The following is a 20,823-nucleotide window of genomic DNA, read 5'->3' on the forward strand; positions in this document are numbered from 1 at the left end:
CCGATAACAAAAAAAGATCACCGCAGCGATCCCAGTCTCAACCTCTTGCACCTGTTATTCGAACATGAATAAAGCGACCCTAAAAGGAGCTACACTACTCGTTGCTTAATTTGTTTGTAACTTTCTTAGTATTACACCGTTTGCAATAACTCCAATTAACCCAGCAATTGCGAAAATATATGCTACATACAAAGGTGTTGAAGAAAGTGATTCTGTAAGTATTCTAAACATACCAACAGCAAAAATAAGTAAACTACATACAAGTGTAATAATTGTCCGAGTTTTATTTTTCATTATTCAACACTCCTAAAAGTAAAAAAATTCCTAGTAATAGATTAACATAAACAACATTTTGTGTTAACAATTACTTAAATTAAACTCCCATTAGTAAAAAAGCGTCTTCACTTATTGTAGATACGTACCCCGATAGTTCGATAACAAAAAAGGAATTTCAGTCACAATCCCTCTTCTAAAAACTCCTTATTCCCCCGAAATAACCTTTCTATTATAAATACTCATTACTCACCCTACTCTATAATAAATTGGTATCTTAATCATTTTATTCTTAAAATCAATCTTCGGAGGTAATTCAGATGAGGTTTTTTTTAGTTCGATTACCCCTACATCGGTAATGCTAAAACGAGCTATATATTCATCATTATTATTAATAATTACAAATTCGTCTTTATTTTTAAATAAAGCAAAATTGAATTGCATTATGAGTTGCCAATTGTGAACTAAATTGTATTTTTCTAAAGGGATGATTTGTTCTTCCACCATTTTTTCTTCATTTGGCTTTTGTTTTTGTTTATTATCATTCCCCGCCAATGACTTCTTCTCCTCTCTTTGCTACTCATTTAGATAAACTATGAATGGTTTTGTCTCCGAGTGTGGATGTTTGTCCCAAAAATATAAAAAGAGTCTATAAATAGCTCTAAAAAAGTGTTTGCATGTATTGCAGACACTTTTTTATTAATAATCATTGTATACCCCCTTATTGTTCCACTATCCAGCCCCTTTTGGTGAACAAGAACCTATGTTGAACATAGATTCCCAAAGGGTGTAAACGTAGCGATTAACTTAGAATATGATATGTCTGAAACCGCCAGTATTGGCCTAGGGAAAATTCATTATCCATTAATGGAGGGAACCATATGACTACCTTAATTATTTATGCCCACTCAAATAAGGATAGCCTTAATCATGCGATTTTAGAGAACGTCATGAAAGGGTTAAAGGAAGCCAAACGGAAATTTGAATTAATTGATTTATACGCGGAGAAATTCAATCCTGTTTTAGTCATCGATAATCAGCAAAAATTAAGGGATTTAATGCATGATCCATATACTGAAAAGTATCGAAAAAAAATTGAGCAGGCTGACCAGTTAATTTTCATTTACCCGATTTGGTGGTATGGCGTACCCGCCATTTTAAAAGGTTTTTTTGATCGCGTGTTTGTTTCCGGATTTGCGTATCAACACAAAGGAATATTTCCGAAAGGCTTATTGAAGAATAAATCGGCATGGGTTATTTATACCATCGATGCTCCCTCTTTATTTATTCGATTGTTTAGAAAAAATGTCGAATGGATTGTTGTAAGAGATTACATTTTAAAATTCTGCGGCATTAAAAATATCAAAAGAACTCGATTAACGTCTGTTAAACATTCTACCTATAAAACTCGGCAGAAATGGCTTCAAAAAATCTACCAGCTCGCAAAAGTGATTTGAGCATATGGGATTGCACGTCCAAAATAAGTGAAGTTAAAAAGGAGCGCGAAATTTGTGCTCCTTTTCTCACTAAAATTATGACTAATTGTTTTGATTTTTTTACTCTCATTAAATAATGCATATTCATATTACTAGATGAATATGAATACATAGTGAGTTTTTGAAAGAGGGTGGGTATCATGATGGATCGGGTAAATGCGGAAATCAACCGAATCACCGATCAGTTCATTAAGGACCAATCAGATGACGGGTCCTGGCAATATCCCTTCGAGACCGGAATCGCAACAGACTGCAGTATGATTATCCTATTACGGACATTGGAGATAAATGATGAGGAGTTCATAAAAGATTTGGTGAAACGTATCGCAGGAAAACAGCAGGAAGATGGGTCATGGAAGCTGTTTCATGACGAAGAAAAAGGAAATCTGACAGCCACAGTGGAAGCTTATTATGCCCTTCTTTATTCTGGTTACCGCGATCGAAAAGACCAGGAAATCCAGGCTGCAAGAAGGTTTATTATGGCCAACGGAGGGGCTACGGAAGTCCATATGTTTTTGAAAATCATGTTGGCCATAACAGGACAATGTGAGTGGCCGCACTTCCCCATTAATATTGAAGTGATGCTTTTACCAGACTCCTTTCCCATCAATCTTTTTGACCTCTCCGTGTACGGAAGAGCGAACATTATCCCGTTTTTGATTCTCGCCAATACGAATTTTCGTAGGAGAACGCCTCGATCGCCCAATCTCTCCGATTTGTTTCAAAATAAAGCTGTTCGTTTTTTTACAGAGGATCAAGCAGAAGAGGCCCGCTCGGTAATCAAATGGATTAAACAGGGGATTAAGGGTCTGAAATCCCATGTAAATCTTCGCGAATTATCATTATATCGTGCCGAAAAATATATGCTGGACCGAATCGAACCGGACGGCACCTATTTAAATTATTCCAGCTCAACTCTTCTAATGATTTTTGCCTTACTGGCGAGGGGGTATTCGAATACACATCCAGTGATTACTCGTGCTGTGCAAGGTTTAAAAGCGATGACCTGCAGGATTGACGGAGAACTTCACTGCCAATATACGACTGCTACGGTATGGAACACGACGTTAATTAGTTATGCTCTGCAAGAATCCGGTGTCCCCTATTCAGCGGATACCGTCCAGAAGGCAAACCAATATATCCTCTCCCGTCAACATATCAAATACGGGGATTGGGTCATTCATGACCCGAACTTGTTGCCTGGAGGCTGGGGCTTTGCGGACATGAATACAATCCATCCGGATATTGACGACACAACGGCAGCACTAAGAGCGATTCGAACTTTGGCTATCGAACAGGTAGATTGTCGGCAGGCATGGGATCGCGGAATCAACTGGCTCATTTCCATACAAAACAATGACGGTGGCTGGGCAGCATTCGAAAAGAACGTGAACAAGAAAATATTGAATCTGTTACCGATCGAGGGCGGAAAAGATTTGTTGATTGATCCGTCGACGGTTGATTTAACAGGAAGGACATTAGAGTTTTTTGGGAACTATACGCATTTGGATTTTCACCATCCCATGGTTAAACGTGGGATTCGTTGGCTGTTAAAGAATCAAAATTCGGATGGTTCTTGGGTAGGGCGCTGGGGCGTCTATATTTATGGCACATGGGCGGCTGTAACGGGATTGGTTGCGGTTGGGGTTTCCCCTAATCATCCATCCATTCAGAAGGCTGTAAACTGGTTAAAAGCTATTCAAAATCAAGACGGTGGTTGGGGAGAATCCTGTAAGAGTGATATCGATAATTGTTATGTGCCGCTCTGCGAAAGTACCCGCACTCATACAGCATGGGCCCTTGACACACTTATCTCGGCCGCGACTGATGTCACACCTGAAATTGAACACGGTGCAGCATTTTTAGTGGACGGAAAAGAAAAAGATTGGACAAAGACCTATCCAAAAGGAAGGGGAATGGCGGGATCCTTTTATCTCAATTATCATTGTTATGAATACGTTTTTCCATTCCTGGCCCTGGCGCATTATAAAAATTTAGCTGAAGGGAGTTAAAAACAGAGCGAGTTGGCAGTTAGGAATGCTAGATAGAGTGATTAAACATATAGGCTGGCATATTTTTATATCCTGTCCCATACACTGAACAAAACTACAACCATACAAAGTCTTGATGAAATACAAATTATTTCCAACAAGCAGGAGGCAAAAGATGTTTGAAACTTTACTCCAATTTTTCGACCTTAATACAGTCATTTGGTTGTTCCCAATCATATTTATTTTCCATGACTTAGAAGAGATCATAACAATTGAATCTTCCATGAGTACATACAAATATAGTTCTCAAAAACCTCCCTTCGTCGAACTAACATTAAAAATGAGGGAAAAACTAGGTTCGACTGCTGCCCAACTTTCTGTTTCGGCTACATGGATTTTGCTAATTATCTCATTCACCACATTGATGACTGCCCATTTCTCCTTGAACGGAAGGGGCTTTCTCTTATATACAGCAATTCTCAATTTATTTATTCTGCAGGCGAGCATGCATATTGTTCAGTCTATTTTTTTTAAAGGCTATACACCAGGTATCATAACGGCGCTGTTCCTCCTCATCCCTTACTGTCTTATTGCCTATTACAGTTTGTTCGAGCGCGGCCTGATAGACTTGCATTTCATTTTCGCAAGTATTCCCGTCAGCCTATTAATGATCCCGATTTTTCTTGTTGGCAATCTCTTAGGCCGTTATTTTATTCACTAATTGGCCCTTACTCTTTTATTTACTTGGTGACCATTTCATTCTCGAATAAAATGGCTACTTTTCCTCATTTAACCGAAAGTTGATCCATAATAAAAAGGTAGTTGCTGGAGGCGAGTAAATTGCATGTTGTCTTAACGGGAGGAACCGGGTTTCTGGGTCAAGCCTTAACACACCTGTTGACTCAAAAAGGCCATCGGGTAACCATATTAACACGACATCTTCCTGATCATAATAGAACAGATGAGTTCGTTAATTATGTTGAGTGGCTTTCTAAAGATAATCAGCCTGAAAACGAACTTGAGGATGTGGATGCAATGGTCAATTTAGCCGGGGAATCAATCAATAGCGGGCGATGGACCAAAAGTAAAAAGGAGGCTATTTTAAATAGCCGACTCACAGCCACAAAAGAGGTAATTCGAATTCTAAGACATCTTAATCCCAAGCCAAAAGTTCTTGTTAACGCCTCGGGTTTAAGTTACTACGGGATGTCACACTTTAAGACGTTTAATGAAACCTCACAAAGTGATGCAAATGATTTTTTAGCAAAAGTTGTAAAGCTGTGGGAGAATGAAGGGGCTACGGCCAAAGAATTTGGCATTCGAACGGTCTTTGCACGCTTCGGTATAATTCTTGGTCAAAAGGGTGCCTTACCGCTAATGGTGCTACCGTATAAATTGGGTATTGGGGGGACAATCGGCAATGGAATGCAATGGATTTCCTGGGTTCACATTCAAGATGTGGTTGAGTTGCTTTACTTCGCCATAATTAAACCCGAAATAGATGGACCGTTGAATGTGACCTCGCCTAATCCAATTCGCATGTCATCATTCGGAAGGTCAATTTCAGACGTCCTTCACCGCCCACATTGGCTCCGTGTGCCTGAGGTTTTTTTAAAAGTGGCACTTGGTGAAATGAGTCAGGTTGTATTAAAAGGGCAGCGAGTACTTCCTCAAAAAGCACTTTACCACAATTACTCCTTTCATTTTACAGATGTAAAAAGTGCTCTTTCTGATATTCTAGGTTAACGTTGCTTCTAAATTCTTCATCTTCAGGAGAATAAAAAACTTCATTTGTTTAACAACTCATTAGAGGAATTTTTTCTTAAAGAAACAAATTCTTTTATGCCATGTACTTTCCAGTTGCTCAAGTTCTATCACCGTATCCTGAAGTAAAAGTACTCTGCCTTCATCAAGCTTCCTAAAAACACTTTTTCAGCAATACTAATCTTCTTTCAAAGATTTGGACACTTCCCAAGAATTTTAGCTAAAACATTAACGTAGGTCTACTTAAGGGGTTTCGCTTAATTCCCAGCCAAAACAACTACCAGTTTGTTTGCCTAAAAATTACCGGTATTGATTGTGAACAGGTTTAAACAACTCTTCATTTGCATTTCTAACTATTGAAAAATTGTCCACATTATAATGACCATGAAGGGTTTTATTATGATGAAGAATGATTTGCTCTGCAGATAAGATTTCTGAATCCGACGTAGAATGGCCATCTCCAACCAACGTTACATCATAGTGATTAACGGTTGCTGTTCTAACTGCCGTATCAATACAATGTTCCGTCTTGCAGCCCATAATAACAAGATGTTCGATTGTTTGATCATGTAAATATTCATTTAATGGTGTTCCATAAAATGAATTTGTAGCAGCTTTATCAAATATGACAGCAGTGGAGGGCACATTAATATCCTTATGTATCTGAAATCCGGGCCCCTCCCCATTCGAAACATCTAAATCTCTTATAAAAACAATCTGCACTTTCTCATTTATTGCTCTTTCAATTACAATATTAATATTTTGAATCAGTTTCTCTTTCTCAAATACCCCTTGTTCTTCACTATTACCTTCGACTAAACCCTGTTGAACATCAATAATCAGTAATGCCTGTTTCATTTTATCTCCCCTTAGCTAAAGCTGTAAGTAAGTTGCCACTTTTAAGTACAAACAATATAAATTATATTCGTGACTCGATTTACAAATACCTTCTTACATTATTATTGATTTTGCATGGCCCCCTACCCATTTGAACATCTTTACGAAAAAAAATAGCCCCTTAAGGGTCTTATCCATAAAATAGATACTGCTACTTATTAATCATCTTCAGAAATATATTATCAACTTGATTTTTGCTATAATGGCCAATATGCAGCTTAAATGTTTATTAAATAGGGGAGTCGAAGATGGAAAATAACGTTTTTGAACAGCTCGCAAAAAGATATGATACAGAGGATAGAATTAAATTAGCGAAAGTAATAGCTAAGGAAGTAAGACTAGAGTTACGAAATAGTAAATCAAAATCTTTAATTGACTATGGGAGTGGTACCGGTCTAATTAGTTTAGAATTAACAGACTTAGTAGATTCCATTTTGTTGGTAGACTCATCCAAACAAATGTTGGAGGTTGCGAAAGTTAAAATTTCTCAGCAAGGAATTACCAACGCAAAAGTACTTTATTCAGATTTTACTCAAGAAACTCCTGAACTTAAGGCAGACGTCGTTTTACTGTCATTAGTCCTTCTTCATATTCCGGATACTAAAAAAATTTTACAAGAATTGTTCAACATTTTAACTCATGGTGGCAAGCTATTAATTATTGATTTTGATAAAAACGAAAAAATAAATCATCCGAAAGTTCATAACGGTTTTTCACATGAAGAACTGAAAAAAAGATTAACCGAAATTGGATTTACATCAATCGAAATTAAGACATTCTATCATGGTAATCGTATTTTCATGAATCAAGATGCCTCCATGTTTATTTCCAGTAGTATTAAGTGAGTCTTGTTTTTTGTTTCTTAGTTCACACAATCTCAAAAAAGAACCATTCCGAAAAGTGGTGCCAGACCCCCGGCGTGTTAAAGCCTTAACGGATCGGGCGCAGGCACCACTAGCCTAGGTGCGGAAACGGATAACAGCTCGGAAAGGTACGACATTCCACCTAATGATTCGAGTTCTGATTACAGCCATTAGAATGTACTACTTCTTCAATGTTTTTTACAAGTGGAGTAATATCAGGGCGAAAACAGTTTCCAATTCCCTTCGGATACAACTTCGACCTCTCCATCGATCACTTTGATGGCGGTTTGATCATCAATTACATACGCCTGCCCCTGCATCCCGGCGGCCCATTTCTCTGCAGCAGCCATCGTGTTATACGGCAGCATCCCCAGGTGCGGAAACATTGCAAAATCGACCAGGCCCAGCGTTTCATCACCACCGTTGGGTGGAGTCCAGCCAACGAAGAGTTCCCCGATGTTAGGTGCCATCACCATGCTCCCAGCACTCATTCCCACATAGACTGCGTGCAGCGACGGCAAGAGGTCTAACAGCCCGGATTGCCGCATCCAGTGGCACAGGTAGAGGGCGTCGCCGCCCGACACCAGCAGGACGTCCGTCTCCCGGACCAGCGGCACCCAGCGGTCTTCGCCGATGCTTGGCAGCGCTGTGAGCTCCAGCACCCCGACGGACTTCCAACCCAGGTTGACCATGCGATTATCTTCTTTCCCGCTGATGAACTCCCAGGTTTTGACGCCGGGGCCGACCCAGGGGTGTCCGTACATCGCGGTGGGGATGCACAGGGCGTTGGAGTCGGCGATCGGCTTGCCCAGCATGTCAACCAATGCGTCATGTATACTTTTATTATTGACCCCTGCAGATGTGAGCAGAAATTTCATAATTTTCAACCTCCCCAATATTAAACAATGTTTGATGAATAATGAAAGATGATTGATAATCTTTCACCTCTACCCGAATCAAAATATTTTTAAATTTACCCTCTAAAAATTTTAGATGTTTTTATTTAAAATTCTACACTTTCAATCAAAAATCCTTTTAACCTCCCCGTTACTTTAAGTACACAATTTCACAATACCCTTTAAATTTAGCTTAATTATCTAATTTTCCTTAAAGGAGTTGCTCCACAATCTTGGCTAATTACTGAAGACTGATCTTATTGAAAATCAATCAATTTTGTATTAATCACTCTTCGCCTGCCGTAAGATCAAGTACAAATCCACCTGGAATCGCTCTTCCGGCAGGAATCGGTCCGGTTGATTGCCTTTGCTTTGGTGCTGAATTTTGATTCTTATAATAGGTATCAATTTCTTCTAAGGTCAGTAAGGAGTCATTTTCCCAGTTTTTCAGAATCCCAACCACATAACTCAGCCTTCGCTTGTTATTAGCGCAAGCAATATTCATCGCTTTTAATATGACACCTTTCGGCTGTAAACAGAGAGAATCATCTAACCAAGATAACAGCTGCTGTTTCGCATTCACGTTCGAAAATCCAAATCCATTGTTGTCCCAAAACTCCACGATTTCTTTTACATCTACTGTTTTTTGATGATTGACTGTATCTGAATTGTTCTCTATTTTTGGATTAAAAGCTTCTTGTTGTTTTTCTTTTTTATTTTTATTTTTATTTTCTTCTTCTTTTTGTCCCCCTTTCGTATCACGATACGTCAACGTATCGTCATGCTCTCCACATTCTGGTTCTAGATATGTATTTTTTTCTTCTTGGCCTCTCAGTTCCTTGCCGTAAATCATTTCTTCTTGTTCACAAAAGGATTCATAGAGGCTGCGAAATTCCTGTTTTTGAATCGCTTTCGCTACATATGTAATCAGTGAGGTATCCTCGACATCTTTTAACTCAGAATAAATACAGTCCATTACCGGTTTCCCGCCCTTATTCAGGTTATCTTTCTCCCAGTTTTTAATCGCGAGTTCTCTCGTTTCAGGATTGTAACGAATCAGCTTGTGGTGCTCGATAAATCGTTCCATTAATGAATGAACACTTTCAATCGAATAGCCTAAATCGAAAGCCATTTGTTTTTTCGTAATTTTATAGATTCCCGTTTGAGTCGTATGTGGATTGGTAAGAAGATAAAGATAGAAAAATTTGTCCTCTGGGGTCATCTCCTCTAAAACAATTGGATTCTTCCAAAAATCAGTACGTACCATTCTAAACTTTGCCATCTTCAACCACTGCCTTTCTACTAAAAAATTTCTTCATATATGATTTATCGTTTTATGAAGAAAATGGTCATATGTTTTTCAATAGAATATGAATATTATATGACGCCTCTCAGTACTTCTACGATATCGGGATAGGCGGAGTAAAGCGAATCTCCATTTTTCATTTTTTGAGGGCATTTTTAGAGTGAAACGTCAAAAAAACACCTTCAAATTAGATTTTTGAAGGCGTTTTTGTAATTTTGGTGATTTTATAGGTCTTTTTGTGTGAAGGCGTTGATCTTTCTTAAGATAGATAAGAAGAACTGTCCCCTGTTTCTTCTATTCTCCTTATCATTAAATTTTTCACTTTTGAAAAAGGTGCCTGACCCCACTACGTTAATCCACTTCTGCGCTGGGGGTTTGACACCAAATTTCAGACGTTAATTTATTGTGGATTTGCGCTTGTCTTTTATCTTTGAACCTAAATCCAATAGTAAAGCAACTAAAACAGAGATAGCCGATAACGCTAAAAAGGCCGTACTAACGATACCTGTTATTAACCAGCCTGAACCAATCCAAATATACAGCCATCCTAGTAAACCTACGATCAAGAAGCAGAGAGAGATTACATATTTAAGATTTTTCTTTCTTGGAAGATATAAATTAATTGCGTAAAAGCCATAAAGCACAACAAATAAAATGAAAAAGACTATAACCCATCCGCCCATAAAAATTTTACATGAATTGTTCAACATTTTAACTAATGGCGGCAAGCTGATAATTATTGATTTTGATAAAAACGAAAAAATAAATCATCCGAAAGTTCATAACGGTTTTTCACATGAAGAACTGAAAAAAAGATTAACCGAGGTTGGATTTACATCAATCGAAATTAAGACATTTCATCATGGTAATAGTATTTTTATGAATCAAGATGCCTCCATGTTTATATCCAGTAGTATTAAGTGATTTCTTGTTTTATGTTTCTAGTTTACACAATCTCAAAAAAGAACCATTCATATCAAGGGGGGTGGCCATTAACCTTGTGAAATGTCATTGGTCTAGCATATCCCCTGTTGATGTGTCTGGCTCTTTGTACATTAAAAGATTATACGCTGCATACGTATCAAGAAAAGGAGAATTCTAGAAATTCATCCGTTTCCGTAAACCCAAACTTCTTATACACTGGTCTACCCATTTTTGAAGCCCCAAGCCATATTTTTGAAACACCTGCAAGCTTAACTTCATCAACTAATTTAGTTAACAGCTTTGATGCAATTCCTTGCCCACGATAATTTTCATTAGTATACATATTTGCGATATAAGCCTTTTTTCCAGTCTTATTGGTGTAACTAGGTGGGAATTCATAAAAAATGACTGCACCACAAGCTATAATTTCTTGATTATCTTCCACTACCCATTGGATTAAAGTACCATCGCTTAGTTTATTTTTAAAGAAAACATATAGTTCCCTATCAATATCTATATTAGGTTCTATCCTCTCATCAACTAATTGCTTTTTTCTTAACTCGACCAATTTGTCAATATCATCGATAGTTGCTTTACGATATTTCAACTTCTCACACCCCCTTTATTAAAATCACACCTGACTATCCCCATAGGCTTCATTAATTCTCAATATTTTACCATTGATTCTAATTTAACTAAACTCAGTTAATATTATTTTTCACTTCCTTCTTAATATTTGATTAATTAGCTACACTTGCCTTCACTTTTTTGGAAGAATTACTTGCTTGCTTCTGCCAGAACAATGTAAGTATGATCCCCAGAACTAGGATTACAGTCGCAAAATAATAAGGATAGTTAATTTCGATATCAAATAAGATTCCCCCCAAAATGGGTCCACTTATGTTCGCCAAACTTGTAAACATTGAGTTCATTCCACCAACGAAACCTTGTTCGTTCCCAGCTACAGTTGAAAGGTAGGAAGTAACCGCTGGCCGGAATAAATCGAATCCAACAAAAACAAGAAATGTAACCAATAAAATGGCGAAATAAGTATGAACAACAGTCATGAAAAAGACAAGTACGGCAGATAACAGTAAGCAATAGCGAATCAGTTTAATTTCACCCCACATTCGTGTTAGCCGATCAAATAAGATGACTTGTGAAACGGCGCCAAAAATCGCACCACCTGTGATCACAATAGCTATATCGGAAGGAGCAAATTGAAATTTATGATCCACAAATAGACTAAAGAACGATTCAAAAGCTGCTAACCCAAATGAGGCAATAAAAATTAATATAAATGCAAGGAAGTATTTTGAGGCAAAAATGCGTTTGAAGCCGCTCTTCCCATCTGAGACTTGTTCATGATGATCTTCATTACGATTCGGCTCAGATAATAAAAGAAGCGAGAGGATTCCCGAAAGTGTACCAAGTGCTCCTGCAAAGTAGAAGGGTACCCGTGTACCAAATTCGGCTAAGAATCCGCCAATACCCGGTCCAATAATAAATCCTGTACTAATGGCAGCTGACATATACCCAAGTGCTTTCGGCCGAGTATCCAAATTTGTGATATCCGCAATAAAAGCGGTAACCGCCGGCATAATGAACGCCGCACTAATTCCACCTAAAATACGCGAAATAAAAAGGATCTCGATTTCTTTGCCTATCCCAAATAAAAATTCTGAAAGACCGAAAATAAATAAGCCAATGACAATCATAATTTTCCTGCCGAATGTATCTGCTGCTTTCCCTGCAAAGGGTGAAACAATCAATTGAGCAATGGCAAATGCTGCTGTTAAATACCCAATTGTCATTCCGTTAAGGCCTAATTCATTCATTAATGTAGGTAAGACCGGAATGACCAGACCAATTCCCAAAAAGGCTATAAATAAATTCATTAAAACTAATCCTAATGAGACTTTATGTGTTTTCATCTTTAACATCCCCTTTATAAAACCAACAACCTTATAGTGTTTACTATTTCTATCCTAGTGTATATAGTAACTATATACTCAAGCATGGAGCTGTAAAAAATGAATAAAAAAAATGGAAAATATTTAACGACCGGGGAATTCGCGAAGCTTTGCAAAGTAAACAAACAGACACTCTTTTATTACGATCAGATTGGGCTTTTGTCTCCGGTTGTAAAAAATGAAAAAGGTTACCGTTATTATTCAATTCGCCAGATAGAGCTATTCTTTGTGATTGATTTATTAAAGGAGCTTGGTATGTCGCTAAATGATATTCACCACTATACACAACATAAATCGCCTGAAAGTTTTTTGTCTTTAATGTATCAAAAAAAAGAAGAGATCGTGAAAAAACGGCAGGAGATTGAAATGAAGGAAAAAATGATTGAGGCAAAAATAGCTTTAATGGAAGAAGCTTCACATCTTGATTTTCATCAGGTTACACTTGAACAATTACCTGAAGTAACACTTTATTTAAGTAGAAATATTGAAAATTTAACCGATGAAGAATATGTAGAGGCCTTTTCAGATTTTATTAATGAATTGAACGTATCCCAGCTGGATACAGGATATCCAATCGGAATTATAAGAAAACGCCAGCAATTAATAAAGGGAGAATTCACTAATTATAGCTATTTATATATCGAGCAGCCACATCCAAAGGAAGGATATCCATATTTTAAAAGCGTTAAGGGTGATTTTCTCATTGGCTATCATATTGGGGAAGAGAAAACCATACATAAAACATATAAGCGTCTTTTTTCCGAGTTGGACCGCTTTAATTTAGCCTTAGGGGAATATGTTTTTGAAGAATATATATATGATACCGTTGTCATGAATCATAATGAACAATACGTCACCAAAATTATGATGCAAGTGGTCAAATAGAAACATATTCTTTTCATCATTTTTGTATAGATGAGCTTGGTACATAGAACCCAAGCTTTTTTGTTTTGACAGTCGTGCCAGATCCACTGGCCTTGCATAAAAGTAATTAAATTGTAAAAAACTAAATAATGTACATCTACCTTTTATTATCAATGGAAAAAAGGAGAATAAGGTAATGAAATAGACCTCGTTCCCTTTTTTCCTTCTTAACTTTCTCCTTCACCAAGGCAACAGTTCCAAATGACGGTTTTTTCTTTTCTATTGGGCTAGGAACATTTTGTCTCCCCTTTGATTTTTTCTTTTTTCGGTTTAGTTCATTCAACATTTCTTTGCCTGGCAAATATAAATAAGACCGTAATATCCGGAAAAATACCCAAGGTGGTTTTTGGGACTCTGTTTATTTGAGCTCTCAGTTTTTGATTACACCAATAAGATAGCCTTCATACAAATTTTGAACGTCATTTCCCCAATTAAGACCGATATTCGCCAATAACTCAACGTTTTCAGCTGGAAACTGCCCTGACCTTGAACCGGTATTAATTATTTCCGTTTCAATTTTCTTTGGCTGTGGATTATATTCTGCTTCCGTTTTTTTGACCTTCGTAATTAAACCTTTAATAGGGTCAATTTCTACAAACATTTGTAGGAGAACCTTGCCCTTTTTTGTTTGAACTTCACGGAAAACTAGCTTTTCCTTATCATGACCTATTGATTCACCATAAGTGTACAACGCTTTCCCTGTTTTTTTGTCCCTAATGTCAATAATGATGTACTTGTCTGTTGCTCTCTTCGAAATTATTACATCTTGTTTTTGATAGGGTATCTCCACGTAAAGATTATTTAGAGCCACTTGGTGAACAGTTAAACCTGGAGGATCTATATATTTTGATACAATACCGGGTTCTGATTGAGTAGTGTGTTTTGGTATACTTCCAGATCCAGAATTCTTATCAGGAATTTGATTAAAAGTCAGAACAGAAATAATGATTATTGCCGCTATTGTTACCGCACCTAAATATACTTTTTTCATAGCGCTCTCCCACTTTTTTCGTTTATTGTATTTATTTCCCGAAATATGAATGTGATTAAGCATTTGCTCTTGTTTTTCAGCTGTCAAGACGGGGTGGGGGAGTTCTTTTAACTGTTGCTGGATTTCAGCGTGTTTCTCCGACATTACATAAACCTCCCTTTATCATTTTGTAAAGCCTTTATTGCCCGGTGGTAGGAGAGCCTGACCTTCTCTTCTTTCCAGTTTAAAATCTCCGCTGTTTCCTTAATTGACAGTTCTTTTATTCCACGTAGAACAATCACATCCCGATAATTTCTATTTAATTTCTGAATAGCTTGGAACAATTGTTGCTTTGTTTCATTTAGTTCCAGAATTTTTTCGGGAGTTTGATCGTCAGACGGTTGTTGCTTTTCTTTTAAAAGCAGATTTTTGATTCTTCTTCTTTGTTTTCTTCGAATTTCATCAATAGCCAGATTCCTAGCGATACTAAAAAGCCAAGTTTTTGGGGTGGAGCTTTCTCGAAAAGAATCTTCGTTCTTAATAGCTCTGATAAAAACCTCCTGGACTAAATCCTCTACATCGACTGAGCCCAAGTAATAAATTAAAAACTGATAGACATCATTGCTGTATTGATAAAACCAATCACTTATCCTGCTGTTGGACATTATTCTAAACTCCCCACTTCTTTAACTACTCATTAGTCGAACAACTCGCTCATTTGTTTCATTTCTTATTAATTTTAGCAAAAATAAAAATGAGGACACATAACTCATTTTGGAGGGCATTTTTAGAGCAAAACGTCAAAAAACGCCTTCAAATTAGATTTTTGAAGGCGTTTCTTTCAATTTCGGGTGATCTTATAGGCTTTTTTGTGTGAAGACGTTTATCTTTCTTAAGTTATATAAGAAGAACTGTTCCCCTGTTTCTTCTATTCTCCTTATCTATTTAATTGTTTCACTTTTGAAGGAGGTGCCGGACCCCCAGCGTGTTACAACTTTTCTCGAGTTAGTTCTCTAACGTAAATGATTACTTCCCTTGCTGTGGATTGGAAATCGAACCCATGAATAATACTAAACCCGTTTCATCATCTGTAATGGCAAAGAAAAATGGTCGATTTACCTCCATCTCGAATGGTCCATCCACGGGAGCCGACGATTTAGTCATCTCTACGGAGGTGGCCCCAGCTGCTTCTGTGCCTTCTTCAAACACATCGATATATGTTTTTTGTTTCACTTTACTAATCATTAATGGATCACTTTCTTTAATCATTTTTGTGAAATTTGCACTTTCACTAAATGCTGTAGTCATACCAAGCCTCTTTAATGGTTCATTCAACAATACTTCGTAATCCAGTTGAAATTTCGGCAACCGAACCGTTCCTTTAGTTTCATAGAATTCTGAGTTCCATTTCTCCCAATTATCATTTGTGAGCATTTTTCGGAACTTTCCTAAACTGGAATTTTCTCTCGGAAGAAATACTTTCATGCTCATTTCCCCATCGCCATAAGGGAGGGAAACAGCCTGAAAGTCTTCATTGCCCATATAAGCTAATTTTTCATTAAGAAACATGAACGGCACATCTTTTGTGGTTCCGTCATCTAAATAAAAAGTGCGTTTTTCTGTGTGTTTTTTATCAAATTCATACTTCCAATTTCCTTTAAAATAGATCGCATTAATGAGGATGGCCACTAAATCGGAATCTAAAGGAGCATCAACAATTTTTTCTATTTTGTCATTCGTCGATTTTTTAACCCAATCATTGATCATTTTGGAAGACTGACTATCGGCTATATCAATTTCTTGTAAATTAGCATTAAAATAATCTTTATTATTTTGGGAAAAATCGGTCTGAAAATGATACTTTTCGTTTAACCAAATCGAGTTAGCAACATTCAGCTGAACCTTCTTGGCGTTACTATGAAGCTTTGACAACGTTGATGCATTCGCTTTATTCAGCTCGGTTACATTCATTCCTTCATTCTGCAAAACCTTTGCTATTTCTGTTTTCGTCCCCCCATCGGCTCCGTTATAGATCATGGACAATGCCATAAATAAACTCATAGGAGAAATGAAGGTATTACCATTTCCATCTGCTTCTACTTCCGACAACAAGTCCATTCCCAATTTATTATTGAAGAGAATGATATTTTTATAATCGTCCTTGCCAAAGTCTACATCACTAGAGATATCCAAACCTAATGACTTATTTCCTGTTCCACAACCCGTTATCAATAGAAAGAAACTCATAAGTATAAATAGAGCTAATAATTTCTTCAATTTTTTTCAACACCCCTTTACTACAGATATCCCCTTTCTTCAAACAAACTACAAAGTTATTTCCTAAAATTCACGATCTGTTAGCACGAGGTCATAGGGTGTTTTAATATCCGTCCATTGAATGCTTCGTCTATTCGTGATAGGCAGCGCTTCTTCACCGTTCCAACTAGTATAATATTCTACAATGCCACTAGCTTGAAGGGCATTGCTAATATATGAATGGAGCAGCCCCAAACATTTTTCATCGGTTGCATTTCCTTTCAAACCTTCTTTTAAAAACAGAAAATTATAACTGCAAGCCACTTGATAGTGAAAAGTAAAATGTGGACTATAGGAAAACCTCGATTTGGATTCACGATCATAATTATTTTCAAAGGATAAATGGGCAAAATCCAATTCAGTTTCAAATACATTGGGCTGTTCAGGAGACACTGGGTTTAAACCATAAGTGCCCTCCGGCAGCTTTACAGGTGAGGCTAGATAAATGTATTGGGTCAAGAGTATTTTCCTCCTTTATGATAAGCAAACAATGTCAGACAATTGTTGTTCTAAAGGCAACCATTTTTTAATAAATTTAATTTTCTTTTCTGTTGAAAGTCCGCTTACATCTTGTTCCAATAAGTACAATACATTTTCCTTGAATGCTCTTTTATTCATAGATGTTCACTCATTCCTTCATCTTCAATTAATAGAATCGGTTTTCTCTTCTGATTAATTTCCTCCATACTAATAGTCATATTGATCTAATCTTATAATAGAATATTTAGATTATTTCTCCAATAGGGAACTGATAATCTGATTCCTGAGATCATTTTGGTAAAGTAGGAATCTACTCAAAACATGTTATCATTAGGTGGAGAATAATTTTGGAGGCAATCATGAAAAAACTCGTCAAAGTAGTCGCAGCGATTATCGAAAATGATCAAAATGAAATTCTATGTGCTCTAAGATCCCCTGAAATGTCGATTCCAAATATGTGGGAGTTTCCTGGTGGGAAAGTTGAAGCCAATGAGGATATCTTCTCGGCATTAAAAAGAGAAATTGATGAAGAATTAGATTGTAAAATAGAAACTTCAGATGAAGTATTTAACGACAATACCCATGAATACGAAACCTTTATCATTAACTTAATCTCCATTAAATGTCGAGTTGTCGAAGGAACTCCTTCAAAAAGTGAACATTCTAAGCTAATTTGGTTAAAACGTGAAAATTTAGATTCCCTAAAATGGGCGCCTGCCGATGTTCCGGCGGTCGAACAATTAATCCACGAAAAAATAGTCTTCTCGTAATGAGAAGACTACACTTTTTCTGTAAACTCCGTATATAAATTTGCCGGAACTTCATTCTCTAATTCCATTCGGACCGTAATCGGCTTGTCCCCTTCAAATTCAACAGAATTTCCTTTGCCAATATAAATATAAGGCTCCGTCTTGCCATCCATTTCTTTATACTTACGAATAAACAAATGAAGATGAATCCCATGCTGCTGATTAAAAATGATGTTTTTCCCTCGATCAGATTGTTGTGTCGTATTATTAACCGATTGCCATTGGAATTCATGTGGATTAATAAATTTATCTTTATAGTTGATACTTTCCTTTACGTCCTCCTCTTTATGCAAATCAATAAAGAGAAAGTAATCATTGCCATTCGCCAATAATCCCGACCCTCTAAAGGAACTATGGATTTTCCGATAGTTCGACAGCAATGCGGCATCGATCATTTGATATTGCTCATACAATTTGAAATGTGGGACACCGTAGTATTCTCTTTTAAAATCCTTCTCATATCGGAAAATACCATAAGTGATAATGTCTTCAATAAACTTCCGATATTCCTCTTTTTCTAATAGCTTTGTAAAGATATCAGACTTAGTCAGAATACCATTGCTATATCGCACTAATTTTGGTTTACTCTTCAGCTGCCCACTATCATAGTAGTTTTGATTTAGACACTCAAATGCATGTAAAATGCTATCATCATCAACATAATCAATCATTTTCAGAATTTGCAGCTTGGCCATTTCTAGATTAATCTCTTCATGCTTTAGCAAATAACGCAGGATAACAAACTCATAAATCCGCTTAAGTGGTAGCTTGCTTGATAATTCCTTCAATGTCGCTTCAAAGGCTTCATTTAGTAAAATTTCCTTTAAATCATCATCCTTCTCTACCTTGGCCACAAAGGATAAGTATGTTTTTTCGCGATTAATAAATTTAACAGGATCTGGCGCACCATCATATTTCAGGTAATCCAACAACAAATACGGGATCCGACCCTGATTGAGTTTTTTAAATTCACCATACTCTTCCTTCAGATACTTCATCGAATTGAAATTTTCACTATCAATCTGTGCCAAAATTCTATCCTGTGAGATCTTATCCATTTGGATATGGGTACAACCAGGAATATTCGCGAATCCCGTTGACACCGCTACCTTTAAGCTTTCTTTGTCATAGTAGCGACTCCCATTTAACGCCAATGCAATGAGGAACGTTTTCTGATGGTTTCCTATAAAATCAAGCACCGTCAGGAAGCTTTTATCCGCATGCTTCCGCAAGCCTCTCCCGAGTTGTTGAATAAAGATAATCGGTGAGTTGGTTGGTCGCAACATTAATACTGTATTAATAGAAGGAATGTCGACCCCTTCATTAAAAATATCTACAGTAAAAATAAATTCTAACTCATCTTGGTCATCTTCTAATCGTTGAATATATTGCTCACGGATAACCGGCGAATCTGCCCCATATAAACAAACGCTCTTATATCCTCTTTTAATAAATTCAGTTGCCATATATTGAGCATGTTCAATACTAACGCAAAAACCGAGGCCTTTTCTTTTCTCACCATCATGACCGTAGAAATCCATTTTTTCAATAATAAAGTCAACTCGTTCATTGACCTTTAACCGTTTAGTTATTTCAGTGATATCGTCAATATCCACATTGCTTAAATCAATGCCTTCGATATCGGTAATTCCAAAATAATGAAAGGGAATCACAAGCTCATCCTCTAGCGCTTCATGTAAGCGCACCTCTAAGGCCACATTATTATCAAACAGATCAAACACATTATATCCGTCACTTCGTTCAGGAGTGGCCGTCATCCCTAAAGTAAACAGAGGCTCAAAATAATCTAATATAGTCTGATAGGTTGGACTTGTGGCATGATGGGCCTCATCGATAATTAAATAATCAAATTCATCTCTTTCAAATTCATGGAAACACTTCGAGATAGTTTGGATGGTGGCAAACACATAATCAACCTGTTTCTGCTTATGGTTCCCTGTCAATAAACCAAATGTTATCCCTTCATTCGGAAACAGCATCTCAAAGGTATCCTTCGCTTTTTTGAGAATCTCTTCGCGATGGACAATGAACAGGAGTCGCCTTGGCTTTACATTTTTTACATCAAAGGCCGACATATAGGTTTTTCCTGTCCCAGTAGCGGCAATGACCAATGCCTTTTTCTCACCAAAGCCTCTCAGCCTTTCTAGATTCTCGGTTGCTCGTTTCTGCATCCGATTTTGGACAATATATTGCTTATTTTCGTAAATCAATTGATGTGTTTTTTGCGTATTCTTTAGACTCTTCAGGAACTCTTCATATCTACTAATAAAATCCTGATCGGCTTCTGTACTCATATCCCAAAGCCCATCATATTCCTTTAAAACATCCTGAATAAAGCGGCCATGTTCTTTGGTAATAATTTCGACATTCCATTCAATATTACTTTTCAGTGCACTTTGAGTAATATTGGACGAGCCGATAATGACCTTATAGCTATCCTGGTACTCAAATATGTACGCCTTCGTATGAAAGCCAATTTCTTTATCAGTAACAAAAACCTTTAGGTCAACATTATGAAACTCTTTAATTTTTTCCAAAGCCTTGGCATCGGTAAAGTTGAGATAGGTTGACGTGATGATCTTCCCTTTGATGCCCTTTTGCTCCGCTTCCTTTAAAGAATCAAGCAGAAGCTGTAAGCCGCTGAAGTTAATAAATGCGACGCTAAAATAAAACCGTACGCACTCATTCATCGATTTTACTAGTTCTCGTAATAAGTTGCCTTTATCGGAATTGACGATTAGTTTTTTTTCTACTGCTTCCATTGGTTTTCCCCTAACTATAGCTATCTATCTCTGAACTGTTATTTATTGGATATGTAAAATTGTACTATAGTTGGTGGGAAATAAAAAGATCCTCTATTTTAATAAATAGAGGGTTGAATTTTTTCCAAGTATGTTTGGATGAAAAAAGCTTGCCTATG

20 protein-coding genes and 1 pseudogene are annotated in these 20,823 nt (G+C 37.0%); 8 read left to right on the top strand and 13 right to left on the bottom strand.

Annotated features, from left to right (window positions below; genetic code table 11):
- Window positions 1-105: 105 nt before the first annotated feature.
- Both AA980_RS12010 and AA980_RS12015 read right to left on the bottom strand, forming a co-directional pair.
- Window positions 106-294 carry a hypothetical protein gene (locus AA980_RS12010; protein WP_024026744.1) on the bottom strand — a complete coding sequence of 63 codons (189 nt, stop codon included), beginning with the start codon at window positions 292-294 and terminating at the stop codon, window positions 106-108.
- Window positions 295-522: 228 nt separating this feature from the next.
- On the bottom strand, window positions 523-828 hold the full coding sequence (locus AA980_RS12015) for a hypothetical protein (RefSeq protein ID WP_024026745.1): 306 nt from the start codon (window positions 826-828) through the stop codon (window positions 523-525).
- Between the two features lie 326 nt (window positions 829-1,154).
- Between AA980_RS12015 and AA980_RS12020 the strand changes: the two genes are divergently transcribed.
- The 4 genes from AA980_RS12020 to AA980_RS12035 all read left to right on the top strand — a co-directional run bounded on the left by AA980_RS12020 (window position 1,155) and on the right by AA980_RS12035 (window position 5,506).
- On the top strand, window positions 1,155-1,730 hold the full coding sequence (locus AA980_RS12020; protein WP_024026746.1) for an NAD(P)H-dependent oxidoreductase: 576 nt from the start codon (window positions 1,155-1,157) through the stop codon (window positions 1,728-1,730).
- 179 nt (window positions 1,731-1,909) lie between these two features.
- Window positions 1,910-3,781 (top strand): squalene--hopene cyclase, encoded by a 1,872-nt coding sequence (gene shc, locus AA980_RS12025; RefSeq protein WP_034723134.1) that lies wholly within the window; start codon window positions 1,910-1,912, stop codon window positions 3,779-3,781.
- A gap of 154 nt (window positions 3,782-3,935) precedes the next feature.
- A complete protein-coding gene (locus AA980_RS12030) occupies window positions 3,936-4,481 on the top strand; it encodes an HXXEE domain-containing protein (RefSeq protein WP_024026748.1) in 546 nt (181 codons plus the stop codon).
- A 119-nt stretch (window positions 4,482-4,600) separates the two neighbouring features.
- Window positions 4,601-5,506, top strand: coding sequence for a TIGR01777 family oxidoreductase (locus AA980_RS12035; protein WP_024026749.1), 906 nt, complete (start codon window positions 4,601-4,603; stop codon window positions 5,504-5,506).
- A gap of 318 nt (window positions 5,507-5,824) precedes the next feature.
- On the opposite strand, the gene AA980_RS12040 is transcribed toward AA980_RS12035, so the two are convergent.
- Complete coding sequence (locus tag AA980_RS12040; protein WP_024026750.1) at window positions 5,825-6,382, bottom strand: cysteine hydrolase family protein; 558 nt, start codon at window positions 6,380-6,382, stop codon at window positions 5,825-5,827.
- A gap of 287 nt (window positions 6,383-6,669) precedes the next feature.
- Between AA980_RS12040 and AA980_RS12045 the strand changes: the two genes are divergently transcribed.
- Complete coding sequence (locus AA980_RS12045) at window positions 6,670-7,266, top strand: class I SAM-dependent methyltransferase (RefSeq protein ID WP_047771604.1); 597 nt, start codon at window positions 6,670-6,672, stop codon at window positions 7,264-7,266.
- A 233-nt stretch (window positions 7,267-7,499) separates the two neighbouring features.
- Here the strand turns inward: AA980_RS12045 and AA980_RS12050 are convergent, their stop codons facing one another.
- Window positions 7,500-8,162: a Type 1 glutamine amidotransferase-like domain-containing protein gene (locus AA980_RS12050; RefSeq protein WP_024027398.1), complete on the bottom strand. Its 663-nt coding sequence runs from the start codon at window positions 8,160-8,162 to the stop codon at window positions 7,500-7,502.
- A gap of 304 nt (window positions 8,163-8,466) precedes the next feature.
- A complete protein-coding gene (locus tag AA980_RS12055; protein ID WP_024027397.1) occupies window positions 8,467-9,462 on the bottom strand; it encodes a DnaD domain protein in 996 nt (331 codons plus the stop codon).
- A gap of 708 nt (window positions 9,463-10,170) precedes the next feature.
- Here AA980_RS12055 and AA980_RS12065 point away from each other — a divergent pair.
- Window positions 10,171-10,410, top strand: a pseudogene (locus AA980_RS12065) (hypothetical protein); the annotation flags it as partial.
- Window positions 10,411-10,567: 157 nt separating this feature from the next.
- Here the strand turns inward: AA980_RS12065 and AA980_RS12070 are convergent.
- Window positions 10,568-11,017 carry a GNAT family N-acetyltransferase gene (locus AA980_RS12070; RefSeq protein WP_024027394.1) on the bottom strand — a complete coding sequence of 150 codons (450 nt, stop codon included), beginning with the start codon at window positions 11,015-11,017 and terminating at the stop codon, window positions 10,568-10,570.
- A gap of 133 nt (window positions 11,018-11,150) precedes the next feature.
- Entirely contained in the window at window positions 11,151-12,344 is a 1,194-nt protein-coding gene (norA, locus tag AA980_RS12075) for a multidrug efflux MFS transporter NorA (RefSeq protein ID WP_024027393.1), read from the bottom strand.
- A gap of 99 nt (window positions 12,345-12,443) precedes the next feature.
- On the opposite strand from norA, the gene AA980_RS12080 reads away from it, so the two are divergent.
- Window positions 12,444-13,268 carry a MerR family transcriptional regulator gene (locus AA980_RS12080; RefSeq protein ID WP_024027392.1) on the top strand — a complete coding sequence of 275 codons (825 nt, stop codon included), beginning with the start codon at window positions 12,444-12,446 and terminating at the stop codon, window positions 13,266-13,268.
- 409 nt (window positions 13,269-13,677) lie between these two features.
- On the opposite strand, the gene AA980_RS12090 is transcribed toward AA980_RS12080, so the two are convergent.
- The 5 genes from AA980_RS12090 to AA980_RS27230 form a co-directional block, all read right to left on the bottom strand.
- Window positions 13,678-14,298 (bottom strand): hypothetical protein, encoded by a 621-nt coding sequence (locus tag AA980_RS12090; protein ID WP_156351167.1) that lies wholly within the window; start codon window positions 14,296-14,298, stop codon window positions 13,678-13,680.
- Window positions 14,299-14,441: 143 nt separating this feature from the next.
- Window positions 14,442-14,942, bottom strand: coding sequence for an RNA polymerase sigma factor (locus tag AA980_RS12095; RefSeq protein WP_024027389.1), 501 nt, complete (start codon window positions 14,940-14,942; stop codon window positions 14,442-14,444).
- Window positions 14,943-15,303: 361 nt separating this feature from the next.
- Window positions 15,304-16,554 carry a serpin family protein gene (locus tag AA980_RS12100; RefSeq protein ID WP_024027388.1) on the bottom strand — a complete coding sequence of 417 codons (1,251 nt, stop codon included), beginning with the start codon at window positions 16,552-16,554 and terminating at the stop codon, window positions 15,304-15,306.
- 63 nt (window positions 16,555-16,617) lie between these two features.
- Window positions 16,618-17,052, bottom strand: a complete 435-nt coding sequence (locus AA980_RS12105) for a hypothetical protein (protein WP_024027387.1) — start codon at window positions 17,050-17,052, stop codon at window positions 16,618-16,620.
- Window positions 17,053-17,067: 15 nt separating this feature from the next.
- A complete protein-coding gene (locus AA980_RS27230) occupies window positions 17,068-17,211 on the bottom strand; it encodes a hypothetical protein (protein WP_156351166.1) in 144 nt (47 codons plus the stop codon).
- 221 nt (window positions 17,212-17,432) lie between these two features.
- On the opposite strand from AA980_RS27230, the gene AA980_RS12110 reads away from it, so the two are divergent.
- Entirely contained in the window at window positions 17,433-17,843 is a 411-nt protein-coding gene (locus AA980_RS12110) for a (deoxy)nucleoside triphosphate pyrophosphohydrolase (RefSeq protein WP_024027386.1), read from the top strand.
- Between the two features lie 8 nt (window positions 17,844-17,851).
- Here the strand turns inward: AA980_RS12110 and AA980_RS12115 are convergent, their stop codons facing one another.
- Window positions 17,852-20,665 (bottom strand): DEAD/DEAH box helicase, encoded by a 2,814-nt coding sequence (locus AA980_RS12115; RefSeq protein ID WP_024027385.1) that lies wholly within the window; start codon window positions 20,663-20,665, stop codon window positions 17,852-17,854.
- Window positions 20,666-20,823 lie beyond the last annotated feature (158 nt).

The organism is Neobacillus vireti (assembly GCF_001026695.1).
Classification (GTDB): domain Bacteria; phylum Bacillota; class Bacilli; order Bacillales; family Cytobacillaceae; genus Neobacillus; species Neobacillus vireti.